This is a genomic window from Porticoccus sp. (assembly GCA_023261185.1).
Lineage (GTDB): Bacteria > Pseudomonadota > Gammaproteobacteria > Pseudomonadales > Porticoccaceae > Porticoccus > Porticoccus litoralis.
The window spans coordinates 17,086-31,892 of record JALRJN010000045.1; the positions used below are offsets into that span (position 1 = coordinate 17,086).

General features: G+C 53.2%; 12 protein-coding genes. 7 read left to right on the forward strand and 5 right to left on the reverse strand.

Translation table 11 applies throughout. The annotated features are described in order from the left end of the window. Window positions 1–52 precede the first annotated feature (52 nt). From ACYZYZ_RS03585 to ACYZYZ_RS03595, 3 genes are read right to left on the reverse strand one after another with little or no spacing between them, the layout of a single operon-like run. Complete coding sequence (locus tag ACYZYZ_RS03585) at window positions 53–256, reverse strand: YgaP family membrane protein (RefSeq protein WP_305170408.1); 204 nt, start codon at window positions 254–256, stop codon at window positions 53–55. 14 nt (window positions 257–270) lie between these two features. Next, window positions 271–1,542, reverse strand: a complete 1,272-nt coding sequence (locus ACYZYZ_RS03590; RefSeq protein WP_461483271.1) for an NAD(P)/FAD-dependent oxidoreductase — start codon at window positions 1,540–1,542, stop codon at window positions 271–273. 25 nt (window positions 1,543–1,567) lie between these two features. Then, window positions 1,568–1,888, reverse strand: coding sequence for an ArsR/SmtB family transcription factor (locus ACYZYZ_RS03595; RefSeq protein ID WP_305170406.1), 321 nt, complete (start codon window positions 1,886–1,888; stop codon window positions 1,568–1,570). A gap of 115 nt (window positions 1,889–2,003) precedes the next feature. Between ACYZYZ_RS03595 and ACYZYZ_RS03600 the strand changes: the two genes are divergently transcribed. The 3 genes from ACYZYZ_RS03600 to ACYZYZ_RS03610 are packed head-to-tail and all read left to right on the forward strand — an operon-like array spanning window position 2,004 to window position 6,930. Continuing rightward, window positions 2,004–4,637, forward strand: a complete 2,634-nt coding sequence (locus ACYZYZ_RS03600) for an efflux RND transporter permease subunit (RefSeq protein ID WP_461483272.1) — start codon at window positions 2,004–2,006, stop codon at window positions 4,635–4,637. Between the two features lie 4 nt (window positions 4,638–4,641). Then, the gene (locus ACYZYZ_RS03605) at window positions 4,642–5,481 is read left to right on the forward strand and encodes an outer membrane lipoprotein-sorting protein (protein ID WP_461483273.1); all 840 of its coding nucleotides are present in this window, start codon (window positions 4,642–4,644) and stop codon (window positions 5,479–5,481) included. A 15-nt stretch (window positions 5,482–5,496) separates the two neighbouring features. Then, the gene (locus tag ACYZYZ_RS03610) at window positions 5,497–6,930 is read left to right on the forward strand and encodes a hypothetical protein (protein ID WP_461483274.1); all 1,434 of its coding nucleotides are present in this window, start codon (window positions 5,497–5,499) and stop codon (window positions 6,928–6,930) included. A gap of 15 nt (window positions 6,931–6,945) precedes the next feature. Here ACYZYZ_RS03610 and pdxH read toward each other — a convergent pair whose 3' ends face one another. Next, window positions 6,946–7,581, reverse strand: coding sequence for a pyridoxamine 5'-phosphate oxidase (gene pdxH / locus ACYZYZ_RS03615; protein ID WP_461483275.1), 636 nt, complete (start codon window positions 7,579–7,581; stop codon window positions 6,946–6,948). A 168-nt stretch (window positions 7,582–7,749) separates the two neighbouring features. On the opposite strand from pdxH, the gene ACYZYZ_RS03620 reads away from it, so the two are divergent. The 4 genes from ACYZYZ_RS03620 (at window position 7,750) to ACYZYZ_RS03635 (ending at window position 13,601) form a co-directional block, all read left to right on the forward strand. Beyond that, entirely contained in the window at window positions 7,750–9,423 is a 1,674-nt protein-coding gene (locus ACYZYZ_RS03620; RefSeq protein ID WP_461483276.1) for a TonB-dependent receptor plug domain-containing protein, read from the forward strand. Continuing rightward, entirely contained in the window at window positions 9,420–9,881 is a 462-nt protein-coding gene (locus ACYZYZ_RS03625) for a hypothetical protein (RefSeq protein ID WP_461483277.1), read from the forward strand. The genes ACYZYZ_RS03620 and ACYZYZ_RS03625 overlap by 4 nt, the downstream gene beginning before the upstream one ends. Window positions 9,882–9,978: 97 nt before the next feature. After that, on the forward strand, window positions 9,979–10,890 hold the full coding sequence (locus ACYZYZ_RS03630; protein WP_461483278.1) for an ABC transporter substrate-binding protein: 912 nt from the start codon (window positions 9,979–9,981) through the stop codon (window positions 10,888–10,890). Continuing rightward, a complete protein-coding gene (locus tag ACYZYZ_RS03635; RefSeq protein ID WP_461483279.1) occupies window positions 10,887–13,601 on the forward strand; it encodes an ATP-binding protein in 2,715 nt (904 codons plus the stop codon). The genes ACYZYZ_RS03630 and ACYZYZ_RS03635 overlap by 4 nt, the downstream gene beginning before the upstream one ends. A 32-nt stretch (window positions 13,602–13,633) precedes the next feature. On the opposite strand, the gene ACYZYZ_RS03640 is transcribed toward ACYZYZ_RS03635, so the two are convergent. Then, complete coding sequence (locus ACYZYZ_RS03640) at window positions 13,634–14,803, reverse strand: phosphoglycerate dehydrogenase (protein WP_461483280.1); 1,170 nt, start codon at window positions 14,801–14,803, stop codon at window positions 13,634–13,636. Window positions 14,804–14,807: the final 4 nt, after the last annotated feature.

Sequence of the window (14,807 nt, forward strand, 5' to 3'; positions counted from 1 at the left end):
TCAACAAAAAAGCCCGGCAGATGCCGGGCTTTTTTATGGGCTGAACTGCGACCTATTTAAATGCACAGCCTGTCTCAATGCCCACTCTTTTCAACAGAATCGCCATGGGACAAAACCCTGTGAATGAGGCCTGGAACATATTGATTCCCACAAAGGCGGTAAACCACAGCCAGTACATAGAGTGCAGCTGGCTGAGCAGCAGACTTGCCAGAACAAACAAGCCGGCAATGCGAAACACCAGTCGATCAACGTTCATAGCAACCACTCCTGTTATTTCAATTTTTCAATGCCCATCATCTTGAGAATAAATTTCTCATGGATGGGGTCCGTATCATCCTTACGCACTTTGCGCATGAAGTACTTTTCAAAGCCGATTTTCGCCAGGTGCACCCATTTCCCTTTTTTCGCCCAGGTAACGTTGCGCGGCGGGATTTGCGGCAGCGCAACAAAGGCCATGCCGGTGTCCCCCATGTCCGCCAGACAAATGGCATTCCAGGTGGCCTCTGCCACCGGCTGCTCTCCGGCGATACAGGATCGGATGTTTTTCACCGTGGCGGCCACCATGGACTCGATCATATAACCGGTTTTCGGCACGCCAGTGGGAACAGGCGTGGCTTTCTGGGGCGCGATGGCGACACAAACGCCAACAGCATAGATATTCGGGTAGGTAGGATTGCGCTGCTGGTCGTCAACAAGTACAAAACCCCGAGGGTTGACCAGGCCTTCCACATCCATGACCGCTTCAATGCCTGTAAAGGCTGGCAGGATCATGGAATATTTGAAGGGTAACTCGTGACGTTTGATTTCCTCGCCATCATTGTTGTGTTCCGCCACGATCATGGTTCCGTCTTCAATCTTCACGATCTTGGCATTGGTAATCCAGTCGATATGGCGATCGCGAAACTCGCTTTCCATCAAGCTCTTGGAGTCACCCACACCGTCCAACCCCATATGACCCACATAGGGTTCAGAGGTGATATAGGTAATAGGCACTTTGTGGCGCAGCTTGCGCTTGCGAAGATCAGCATCAACGATAAAAGAGAACTCATAGGCTGGGCCAAAGCAGGAGGCCATCTGCGCAGCGCCAATAACCACAGGGCCGGGCTCCTTGATAAATTCTTCCCACTTTTCCCGTGCAGTCACTGCGTGGTCCACATGACACACGGACTCCGTATAGCCGTTCACCGGGCCCAGGCCCTCGATTTCATCAAAGGCCAGTCGCGGGCCAGTGGCGATGGCCAGGTAGTCATAATCCATCATTGAGCCGTCGTTCAGCTCTATCTGATTCTGTTGGGGGTGTACCTTTCTGACACCCACTGGGGAAAAACCGATTTTTTTACGCTTCAGGCAAGGCTCGATCTCGATCACCACATCTTTGCGTTTGCGCCAATCCACAGCCACCCAGGGGTTTGACGGGACAAATTGAAACTCCGGGGAATCAGAAACCACCATGATGTCATTCTCTGCCCCCAGCGCTTCACGCAGTTCATAGGCCAGCGATACACCGCCAATACCCGCCCCCATAATCACAATTTTAGCCATGACTCAGCCCTCGCTCAGTGAATCGTTAACCTTGCTTATCCACACCACAATAAATGCCATACATCGTTTCCAGTATGGCCGTTACATTCGGATTGGATAAACGATAGAACACGCGCTGCGCGTCACGGCGCGTAGTGACAATCTTTTCATCTCGCAACCTCGCCAGGTGCTGTGACAGGGCGGACTGGCTCAGTCCGGTCAGCGTTTCCAGCTCTGTGACGGTATGCTCCCTCGAGACCAACGCACAAAGCACCATCAGGCGGGACGGATTTGCCAACGATTTGAGCAGGGCAGACGCTTTGGTGGCATTTTCCTGCAGCGTTTCCAAATCCATGCTTTTATTCATAAACAGCTCTTGGCAGACAACAATATATTAGTTGACTCTAATATAAGCAAAAACTAATATATTAGTCAACCGAAGTCTGTGATGAAGTGGCAACTGGCGAGGAAGCAGAACCACTATGATGAAAAATCTCTGTGCAGGAATGGTGCATCTGGCACTAAATCGTTCCAAATGGGTGGCCTGGTTTATGACACTGACCACCCTGCTAGTTATCACTGTGGCCGCAGTCCCCTCCATATGGCCGGAGAAATTTCAGCAGTTTCACCACATCACTGTCGATACGGATCCGGAGAACATGCTATCTCAGGATGAGCCAGTGAGAGTGTTTCATCACGAGGCCAAGGAGCGCTTCGATCTCAACGATATGGTCGTCGTCGGCATCGTGAATAATCGACACCCCATGGGGGTATTCAATGCCGCTTCGCTAGGCCGCGTCTATGAACTGACAGAGTTTGCTAAACGCCTGCAGTGGGATGGCGAAGGGGTCATCGGTATTGACCTGATCGCGCCCTCCACCGTCGACAATATCGAACAGGGGGGGCTTGGCAGCGTCAATTTCTCCTGGCTAATGCCTACAGCGCCGGCAGATGATATTGCCGCCCAGCAGGTGCTTGAGCGGGCCAAACGCATTCCTTTCCTGGAAGGGACTCTGGTTTCCGAAGATGGTCAGGCACTGGCACTGTACCTGCCGATTACCAAAAAAGAACTGTCCTATCGGATTCGTTCTGAGCTGCTGGAATTTACTAAGAATTGGGCCGAGCACGGCGATGAGGTGCATATCACCGGCCTGCCCGTGGCCGAAGATACCTTTGGTGTGGAAATGTTTATCCAGATGGCCATCTCTGCACCGCTGGCGATGCTGGTGATCTTCCTGTTGCTGTGGTGGTTTTTCAAGAAACTGATTCTGGTGGTATCGCCGATGATCATCGCCATGGTCAGCTCCCTGGTAACCATGGGGCTGCTCATTGCCACCGGCAATACCATCCACATCATGAGCTCCATGATTCCGATCTTTATCATGCCCATTGCGGTTCTGGATGCGGTGCATATTCTGTCCGAATTTTTTGATCGCTACCCGATCCACAAGGACCGGCGCAAAGCCATTGAAGAGGTGATGACCACCCTGTTTTCACCCATGCTGTTCACCACCCTAACCACCATGGCCGGTTTCGGCTCGCTGATGTTGACCCCAATTCCCCCGGTGCAGGTATTTGGACTGTTTATTGCCATCGGTGTTTTCCTGGCCTGGCTGTGGACTATGCTCTTTATCCCGGCATATATCATGCTCATCGATGAAAAACGCCTGGAGGGATACGGTCATCATGTTGGTGAGGAAGACCACAGCATGCTGGGACGGACACTTACCGCTGCCGGGAAACTGACCACACACCGCCCACGAATCATCCTGCTGTTCACACTCGCCGCCGTGGTGGTCGCCGGTTACGGCATCAGCAAAATTGTGGTCAATGACAACCCCACGCGCTGGTTCGAAGCGCAACACCCGATCCGGGTCGCCGACCGGGTGCTGAACGATCACTTTGGTGGCACCTATATGGCCTACCTGGAACTGTCCGCACCGGATCAGGCTGGCACTGTGGACAAGCAAACTCTGTTACAGCAACTGGGAGAACGCCAGGCAGCGGGTGAAGCTTCGGGCAACACTGCCGCACCCTACCAACAATTTGCCGCAGCCATTGAGCAGGCAGATGCCAGCACTGCTGACAGTTTTATGGATGTGTTGGCCGAGCGCGCAGAACAGGGCCTGGCCAGTGCCAGCGATGACGACTACTACAGCTGGGACGACATCCAACTGTTTCTGGAAGAGCAGCAGCAACGCAAGGAGCTATTTAAACAGCCCGAGGCCCTTCGCTGGATGGAAGATCTGCAGGCAGACCTGCTGGACAACCCCAAAGTGGGCAAGGTCAACTCCCTGACAGATGTGGTGAAAACCGTCTACCGGGAACTGCAACTGGGAGAACAATCACAGTTCCGCATTCCGGACAGTGCCAACGCAGTGGCCCAGACACTGATCACCTATCAGAATAGTCACCGCCCCCACGATCTGTGGCACTTTGTCACCCCCGATTACCGCCGCACCGTACTGTGGCTGCAATTAAGTAGTGGTGACAACAAGGACATGGAAACCGTGGTGCAAAGCCTGAATGACTTCCTTACCAACAATCCGCCGCCAGTAGCTATCGACAGCCAGTGGTTTGGGCTCACCTATATCAACGTGGTCTGGCAGGGCAAGATGGTGTCCGGGATGCTAGAAGCCTTCCTCGGTTCATTTCTGGTGGTACTGGTGATGATGATTGTGTTGTTCCGCTCACTGATACTCGGCGTGCTGGCGATGATTCCACTAGCCGTTACCGTAGGCCTGATCTACGGCATTATCGGCCTGATCGGCAAGGACTATGATATGCCGGTGGCGGTATTAAGCGCTCTCAGTCTCGGCCTGGCGGTGGATTATGCGATTCACTTTTTGGCCCGCTCGCGCTCACTGGTTGAAGAGGCCGGTAGCTGGCAGGCGGCTGTCCCCTTGGTGTTCGGCGAGCCGGCACGAGCCATCTCCCGCAATGCCATTATTCTTGGTGCAGGGTTCCTGCCTTTATTAGCCGCGCCACTGGTGCCCTATCAGACGGTAGGTTTATTTATCGCTTCGATTATTCTTTGCGCCGGTGCCGCTACATTGCTGATTCTGCCAGCCATCCTGACCCTGATGAAAAAAATGATTTTCAAGGTAGAGGAGTAACGCCATGAAACTGAACAGAACCCTTTCCCTTGCCATAGCCCCGGCGGTTGGCCTGTTTGCTTCACTGTGGCTTTCAGGAGCCATCGCGGCAGACACCCCCAGTGTTGACGAGATCGTTCACCGCACCAACCAAACCGCCTACTACCAAGGCAAGGACGGCCGCGCCGAGGTACTGATGAGCATCACCGACAAGCAGGGCCGTGAGCGGGAACGCCGCTTTACTATCCTGCGCCGGGATGTTTCCAACAGCGATGACATCGCCGGTGAAGCCTACAACGGCGACCAGCAATTTTACGTGTTTTTCCAGCGCCCTGCGGACGTCAACAAAATGGCCTTCCTGGTTTGGAAGCATCTGGATCGCGACGATGACCGCTGGCTTTACCTGCCCGCCCTGGACCTGGTGAAACGCATTGCCGCCTCCGACCAGCGCACCAGCTTTGTGGGTTCCGACTACTTTTATGAAGATGTCAGCGGTCGCGATATCAACGCCGACAGTCACGAGCTTGTGGAGACGACCGACAACTACTATGTGCTGAAACACACCCCCAAGGATCCGGACAGTGTGGAGTTTTCCCACTACGTGATGTATGTGCACAAGACCAGTTTCATTCCGGTGCAGACGGAGTACTTTGACAAGAATGGCGAGAAATACCGAGTGGCCACGGCACTGGGTGTCGATAACATCGACGGCTATCCCACTGTCACCAAGGCCAGTATGGAAGACCTGCGCAGTGGCAGTAAAACCCTGATGACATACAGTTCAGTCACCTACAATGTCGATTTGCCGGAAGAGATTTTCAGTGAACGCTATCTGCGCCGGGCACCAGTGAAATACCTGCGTTAACCGGAAACGTCATTGATGAAAAGCACGCTCCGCACCCTGCTGTTCTCCGGCGCCATGCTCACCGTCCTGTCCGTGACGGCAGAGCCACCCCTACCCGGTGGGCTTGAGCCAAGCGTACCGACAAAGCAAGCACCGAGATCAAGTGGGCCTGCCCTACCCAGCGGACTGGGACTCCCCGGCAGCGCTGCCCCGGAACCCTCACTCCCCTCAGGACTGGGCGATGACACCAGCTTCATAAATACTGAGAAAAGCTACAGCCCCTTCTCCGTGTACGGTTTTGCCGAGGCTCGAGTCGGCCAGCGGACCCACGACGACGAACATCAACGGAACACCTTCATCGGCGAGGGGCGAGCACAGCTGACCCTCGACTATGCCGGGGAAACAGTTACCGCCCGCGTTACAGGCGATGTCCTGTTTGACGACGTGCAGCGAGATGAATCGGTGCAGCTCGACCGCGGTCGCGGCCCGTTCGACCTGCGGGAAGCCTGGTTTCAGATGCCCGTCAACCAGCACCTGGATGTGAAAGCCGGGCGCCAGATTCTTACCTGGGGGGTCGGGGACCTGCTGTTTATCAACGACCTGTTTCCCAAAGACTGGAACAGCTTCTTCAGCGGCCGGGATACCGAGTACCTGAAAGCCCCATCGGATGCTGTGAAGCTGGCTTTCTATTTTGAGCCCGCCAATCTGGATGTGGTATATGTGCCAGAATTCGACAGCGATCGCTTTATCGATGGCCGCCGCATCTCCTTCTATAACCCGCTGATCGGCGATCATACCGGCCGCGACATGCCGGTGAACCCTGACTTTCCCCATGGCCGGGAACTGGCACTGCGACTCTACAAAAATCTGGCAGGCGCTGAAGTGGCTTTTTACGGCTACGATGGCTATTGGAAAAGCCCCAACGGTTTCGATCCCTTCAAGGGCCAGAATACCTTCCCGGAACTGCGGGTATGGGGCGCCAGTCTGCGCGGTAATCTGGGCAAGGGGATCGCCAGCGGCGAAGTGGGTTATTACGACTCCCGGGACGACCGCAACGGCGACAATCCGCTGATCAACAACAGCGAATCCCGGCTGCTGTTGGCCTACGAACAGGAGCTGGTACCCAGCCTGACCGGGGCGCTGCAGTACTACGTGGAACGGCTCGAGGATTACGACAACTACCGGGACAGTCTTCCAGCGGGCATGCCCCAACGGGACAAATACCGGCAACTGCTGACCAACCGACTGACCTGGCTGACCCACAACCAGAATGTTACCTGGTCGCTATTTGTGTACTACTCCCCCACCGACAAGGACTGGTACGCCAGACCCAAGGTGAGCTGGAAAGCCTCCGATCAGTTACTGCTGGAAACTGGCTTCAACAGCTTTGGCGGCAGCGAGGAAACTACATTCTTCGGCCAGTTCGAGGAAGCGAGTAGTTTCTACGCGGCGATTCGCTATAGTTTCTAGCGACCTATTGATACCTCAAGGCGCCAGCCGGGAAATATTCCAGTCACCATTCTCAAATAAATACTGGAAGCGGTCGTGGAGGCGGTTTTCACCCCCCTGCCAGAATTCAAACTCCCTCGGCACTACCCGGAAACCGCCCCAGAAATCCGGCACCGGTACCTCACCGGCAGCAAATTTGTCCTTCATCTGTAGGAACTGGGTTTCCAGGGCCTGGCGGGAATTAATTCGGGAGCTCTGTTTTGATGCCCAGGCAGCTAATTGACTACCACGGGGGCGCTTAAGGAAATATTTCAGTACTTCTGTTTTAGTCAGTTTTTCTACCTGTCCACCAATGATCACCTGGCGGTCCATGCGCATCCAGGGAAATATCAGACAAACATTGGGGTTCCCCGCCATTTCTTTGGCCTTACGGCTACCGAGGTTGGTATAAAACAGAAATCCCTGTCGGTCGAATCCTTTCAGCAAAACCGTGCGCTGCCAAGGCTTGCCGTTGGCATCCACGGTGGCCAGGCACATCGCGGTCGGGTCAGACAAGTCCGACTGGGCAGCCTGCTCCATCCACAGGGCGAACTGATCAAAAGGGCACTCCTTTAAGGACTCCCGGTTCAGTCGGCCATATTGGTATTCCCGACGGGTATCTTCCAGCGACATAGTTTAAGCTCCGGTCAAGGCGGTATTTTAGCCGCCACCCCCAGCGGCTGTCCCCTTGCCATCTGCTCCTTTCGATTAACAGATTTGGCAAAAAAACAAAGAGATGCTATTCCAGACCCTCCAGCATAAAATATTGAACCAGGTTATTTATTCCCCGGAGAGCAGAAAATGCCCCGAAAGAAACACCTGACGGTTGCGGTATGTCTGTTTTACTGTCCGCTACTGTACTGCAATCACGAAGGTTTTATTACTGAAGATGATTTATTAGGTGATTTGCCGGCGGTAACCTCCGCCTCGCGGATGTCTCAGCCACTGTCCCACGTTCCCGCGAGTGTTACCATTATCGATCAGAAAATGATCAAGGCATCTGGCGCACTGTCCTGGGTGGATATTTTTCGACTGGTTCCCGGTTTCGAATCCTACTCCATCAATGGTAACCGTTACGGTATTTCCACCCATGGCTATGGCCGTGAATTTCCGAATCATCTGGAAATCATGGTGGACGGCCGGTCTATCTATGACCCGAACTTTGCCACCATTGAATGGGGTTCGCTGGGCATCAGCCTGGACGACATCGACCACATTGAAGTTGTCCGCGGTTCCAATGCCCCGGCCTACGGCTCCAATGCGTTTCTCGGTGCGGTGAATATTATTACCCGCAAACCGGTACAGGATCAGGGCTGGCATGTGAGCGCCACCACTGGTGCGCGAAGTACGCGGAACAGCAATATTCGTTATAGCGGGTCTACAGGCAAGCTGGATTACCGAGCCAGCCTTGATTACGAGCACAATGAAGGCTTCCCCTCCGTCAGCTCCGGGGATGATCTGGGCCCCATGGAAGACGGAAAGGAAAAAATCGCACTGACCCTCCGCGGTATGTACACCCCAAATATCATCGATACCTTTGATGCCCAGGTCGGTTTCAGCCATAGCAATATGGGCTGGGGAGACGCCGACCACCCTGATGAATATTCTCGGGTAAACTTTAAAAACCAGTTCCAGTCATTGAAGTGGAACCGTGATCTGAATACCACCGACTACCTGCAGGTCCATTTCTTCCGCAACAAAATTGAAGGCGAGAACTATGTGAACCTGGGGCTGGTTTCCGACCTGCTCTCGGATGCGTTGAATACCACCATTACGCCAGCGCAGGTTCCAGCATTCTTTCAGATGATTGACCCTGGATTGAACATTCAGGACCAGAGCTATATCACGGGCTTTCGCGGCATTGAGTCTGAACGCTACGATATTGAACTGGAACACCACCTGCAACTCACCAATAGCTTGCGCACCACCTGGGGCGCAGGCATTCGCTATGACCGTATCGAGGGCGAATCGGTGCTGGGCCATGATGACCAGTCTTCCCTCACCAGCCGCCGCCTGTTCAGCCATATGGAATGGCGACCATCCCGCTACTGGACGTTGAACGCTGGCCTGACAGTAGAAGATAACAGCATTGTCAATACCATCGGTTCGGGCCGTATCGGCATCAACTACCACCTCAATGAGTTCAATACATTCAGAGTAGGTTATGCCCTGGGCAAACGTTCACCCTCTCTGGCTGAGGCCAAGGAATTCAATGCCGACATTCTGGATCAGCAGATTCTGGTCACCGCCGTCCGCAGAACGTCGGAAAATATTGAAGAGGAGCGTCTGCGCAGTTACGAGCTGGGCTACCTAGCCCAATATCCTTCCATGGGAATCACCTTTGATGTGCGCCTGTTCCGCGAGGAAATTCGCGATGGCCTGGAAAACTACCAGGAACCCGTCAACCTCGGTATTCCGGTGTTGTTTCCCGACGAACGGTTTGCCGTGCGGGACAACACCTGGAATCAGACATGACCGGGGTGGAACTACAACTTCGCTATCAACCCTCAGACCGTACACTGATCAATGCACACTACGCCTACACGGATGTCGATAGCGGCTACGTGTTTACATACGACCCGGTACTTTCCACCAATGATCACAATGACCGGGTGCCCCGACACAAGGCCGGGTTACTGGTTCACCAGAAAATTGCCGGCGGCCTTTCAGGCAGCATCAACTTCTACCACATGACCGATGCCAACTGGCGAGATGGTAATGACGTAGACCAGTTTGTTCGCACGGACGCCGTGCTGGGTTACGACTTTCGCATCGGCAAAAGCTCAGGGAACCTGTCTCTGATTGCCCAGAATCTGGGGGACGACTACGAAGAACACGCCCGGAACAATGTGTTTGATACCCGTTATTTCCTAAAACTCACCATGGACTTTAATTATCTTTTCATTTTTTTAACGGTGTTCGATAATAATTGAATGTAGATTCAAAAATACAAACAAAGCCAAAGGAAGGGCATTGAGTTTCTATCAGCGAGTGCACCAAGCCACTAGAACACTCCTCAGCAGAGGAGTGTTGTCTTTTGTTTGTTTGCTGGGCCACTCGGCACAGGCGGAAGTGTTATTGCTGCTATCCAGTGATGCTCCCTATTACGGGGAAACCGCCGATAGCCTTCAAACTGCAGCTGGCGAGGATTCGGCAAACGCACTGACTTTCAGGGTGTTGACCCTACAAAGCCCAGAAGCAGATACGGCACTAACACAGACTTGGCAGCTGATTGTCGCCATCGGCAGTAAAGCCACCCAGCAAGTGCTGTCCGAACCGGGCAATTCCCCTGTGCTGAGTATTTTTACCCCCAAAAATGCATTCGAAAATATCAAGGTGCGTGAGGATGCCGGGAGCCCAAGGTCAGTTTCCGTTATTTACCTCGATCAGCCACTGGAGCGCGTGGTTAATCTCGCCACCCGCCTGAAACCCGAAATCAAACAGCTTGGCGCAGTTTTTGGTCCTATTTCAAAAACCTGGGAAGACGAACTCAAATCCCTGACCAGCCAAAGAGCCATTGCCCTCAATAGCGCTCATTTAACGCCAGAAGACAATCCCGTGGCCGTGTTGCGCCCGCTGGTAAAGGGCAGCGACCTGTTTATCGCACTGCCTGATCATGCACCCCTGAACCGGGCCGTTGCCAAGTGGATTCTGCACCTGAGTTTTCAACAAAAGGTCCCAGTGATTGGCTTTTCCAAGGCATACACCAATGCCGGCGCACTGGCCTCCATTTACTCTTCACCGGAGGATATAGGTCGGCAGGCCGGTCAGTTTATTGTCGCCCGGCTAATTGAGGGTGATACCACGCTGCCGCAGGCACAATATCCCCGATACTTCACCATCAGCACCAATTTCACTGTCGCAGGATCACTGGGTATCCATTTACCCCCAGATAATGAGTTGTACCGTAGTCTCGAGCAACAAGAGACGACACTGCCATGAGCAACAAACAACTGCTGAGCAAATCCATACATCAGCGCTTTCTAGCAGTGGCACTGCTACCGTTATTGCTCACTATTACGCTACTGACTCTGTTTACCATTGAGTCGAGACGAACCGATCTGATCGAAAATCTTGTGCAATCCGGTGAATCATCATCCAACTACCTGGCAACCATTTCCGACTTCTCTCTCTATTCCCGCAATCAAAAATTGCTGCAGGAAATCGCTTCTTCCGTGTTGCAGATTCCCAATGTTGCCGGTGTGGCTTTCCTTGATAGCACCAATGAGCCAGTGTTAACCGCCGGCCACCTGTCTCAAGGTTACAGTGATGAGCTCCAGGAAGAGCATCAGGATGCCGAAAGCTCTTTGCTGGAGCAGATACTACCCGGGATCAATCATCTCGGACCCATGCAAACAGACCAATACCTGTATTTCAAAAAACCCGTTTTCCTGTCGGGAATTGATGTCAGTGATTACCAGGAGGAATCACCGACAGAAATGGCTGGTCCGGAGCTTGTGGGCTGGGTGTTACTAGCCATTGACCGCACGGCGATGCTCGACAAACAGAAAACTATTCTCACCACGTCAGCACTATTGTTTCTGTTCGGCCTTATCATCGCAGTGGTCGTTACCTATTACCTCAGTCTCGCGCTTATTGCTCCCATTCAGCAGCTGACCGCTACCATCCGACAAATGGCCAGTGGCAATCTGCATGCCCGCGCAGAAACCGGAACGGATGATGAGCTAGCCGTTCTGGCCGCCGGTATTAACCAACTGGCGGCATCCGTCGCCGAAGGTAAGGAAACCCTGGAGCATCGCATCCGCTTTGCCACCCGCCAGTTACAGGAAACACTAGATCACTTGCAGATCAAAAACCGTGAGCTGGAAATTTCCCGTGAGAAAGCAGAGGCTGCCAACCAGGCCAAAAGCGGTTTTCTGGCAAGAATGAGTCATGAATTGCGGACACCTATTACATCTATTCAGGGCTTTATCCGACTTCTGGACACCACGCGGCTCGCCGAAAACGAGCGCCACTACTGCCAGATTATTGATCAAGCCGCCCTGCAGCTCCTGACACTGATCGACGATATTCTCGCCTTTTCCAAACTGCAGTCCGATACCGTCGAGCTGGCCGAGCAGCCTCTGGACCTTGCTGAATGTGTCGAACAGGTCATTGCCATGTTTACACCCCAGGCGCAGCACAAGGGCCTCAATCTGGTGGTGGATTATGCGCCAGAGCTGTCACTGAACCGTGTTGGGGACTCTATTCGCATTCAGCAAATACTCAGCAACCTGATAGCCAATGCCATCAAGTTTTCGGATGAAGGGGGCGTATATATCTCCCTGAAAAGCAACGATGACCGGGATGTAATCATTGACGTCAGAGATACGGGCATTGGTATTCCAGAAGCGGCCCAGGCACAGCTCTTTAACGCCTTTGCCCAGGCAGACACCTCCATTTCGCGCCGCTACGGTGGTACCGGACTGGGACTGTCCATTGTCAAAAGCCTGGTGGATCTAATGGGAGGCGATATATGCCTTCAAAGTGGCGAGGGCAAAGGCACTACTTTTTCGATTTTGCTACCGCTGATGTGCTCGACCCAAACTGATGATTGGCAACTGCCCTCTCAACGGGTTGTCATTTTCCAAACAGACAGCTTGACGGGCCAGTCCCTGCAACATGCCATGACCCGCTTCGGGATCAATGATGTCACCTTCGCATCCCTCGAAAACCTCGTTGAGGCAAGTGCATCCCTGAAAAAGGATGATGCGGTGATTATCTGTGCCTCCGCACTGCAAACAACAGAGAATAATCCGGCTGATATTATCCTCAAAATCAGGGAAGGCAGCCCGGCAAAGTTGATTCTGCTGGCTGCCCAGTTCAACTTTTTTCAACAATTCAACGCGCGGGAACGTATCGAGCTGCATCCAGTCTCCTTTTTGGCGATGCCACCCCCCCTGTCAGAACTCCACCGCGCACTGGACACCGTTTCGTCCGCTAGTTCAGCCAACAATTCAACTATGGATACCGAGCATGTGCTGGATGGCATCAAGATTCTGATTGCCGAAGATAACCAGTTTACCCGCCTGCTACTGGACACATTGCTCAGTCGGTTTGGCGCTTATTGCACCCTGACCGGTAACGGCAAAGAAGCCCTCGCCGCCTGTCAGCAGGACCGTTTCGACCTGTTATTGGTGGATGTGCACATGCCGCAGAAAAATGGCATTGAGACCCTGAAAACCTTACGCAACAGCAACAATATCAATGCCAATATTCCTGCCCTGGCGTTGACCGCCGACATTCTGCAACAGGAAGAACAGTCACTCTTTAAAGCAGGGGCCAACAGCCTGTTACTGAAACCACTGAATGAAAATGAACTGCTTACCCATATTTGCGAACTGCTGAATTTACAGATACTGAAGACTCTTCCCGAACCTCCCGCCGCTGTCGATACAGACCTGTCCACAGAACTATTCAAGCAGGAAGTGAAGAGTTTGCTGATGCAATCCAGAGATTACTTGCAACAGGATGACATTGAAGCCTTGCGGGAGAGCGTCCACCAGCTGTTGGGGATTGCCGGCGTATTTCAGCTGAAAGGGCTTGAAGCCCGGGTGCGCGAGCTGCACACCGCGATAAAAAATCATTGTCTCGATCAGGTGCCTGATCTACTTAATGCGCTAGATGAAGAATCGCAATGCATTGACCTCTGAACATCGCAAAACGATGTTCAGAGGGTTATTCACTAGAGACTGCGTACCGCGACGACGCCATCAACTTCACGAATTGCGGCGAACAGTTCTTCCGAAGGCTCGCTGGCGACATCAATGATGTTGTAGGCAATGTCATCACGGCTCTGATTGACCATATCAATGACGTTCAGATCACGGTCTGCAAGCAATGACAGCACATGGCCAAGTACCCTGGGCACATTCTCATTGCAGAAGGTGATGCGATAGCCGCCGTTGCGCTCCATTTTTGTCGCTGGAAAATTGACAGAATTTCGGATATTACCGTTTTCCAGGTAATCCATGAGTTGGTCGGCTGCCATCACCGCACAGTTTTCCTCTGCCTCTGCCGTACTGGCGCCAATGTGCGGCATCAACAGAACATCGGGCCGACCCAGCAGAGCGGGAACCGGAAAATCCGTCACATATTTGGCAAGACGTTTTTCATCAAGAGCCGCAATAACGGCATCGACATCTACCACCTCTTCACGGGCAAAATTAAGCAATGTCGCCGAGGGCTTAACGCAGCGCAGCATCTCCGCATTGATCATGTGATGTGTCGCATCAATGGCCGGAACGTGCAGAGTAATGAAATCTGACTGGGCCAGCAGGCTCTGCAGGTTTTCCATTTTTTGCACACGCCGTGACAAACGCCATGCAGCCTCCACCGAAATCGCCGGATCGTAGCCGAATACTTCCATGCCGAGCTCGACTGCCATGTTCGCCACCAGTGCACCAATGGCACCGAGGCCCACCACGCCAAGGCGCTTACCTGCCACTTCACAACCAGCAAACTGTTTCTTCTGTTTTTCCAGCAGCTTGGCCATTTCGCCAGCATCGGTCATGTCGGTGAGACCTTGCACATAGCTCATGCCACCGAAAATGTCCCGGGAAGAAAGGAACAACGAAGAAGCGACCAGCTCTTTCACGGCATTGGCATTAGCGCCAGGGGTGTTGAACACCACGATGCCTCGATGGGTATAGTCCGCGACAGGGATATTATTCACGCCAGCACCGGCGCGGGCCACAGCCTTGACACTGTCTGCAACCACTTCGTCATGCATTTTCTGGCTGCGCAACAGAATCGCATCCGGTGTATTGAATTCACTGGCTATTTCATAGTTCTCACGGGGAAAACGATCCAGCCCCTTGGCGGATATCTGGTTGTAGGTTCTTACCTTAAACATTATC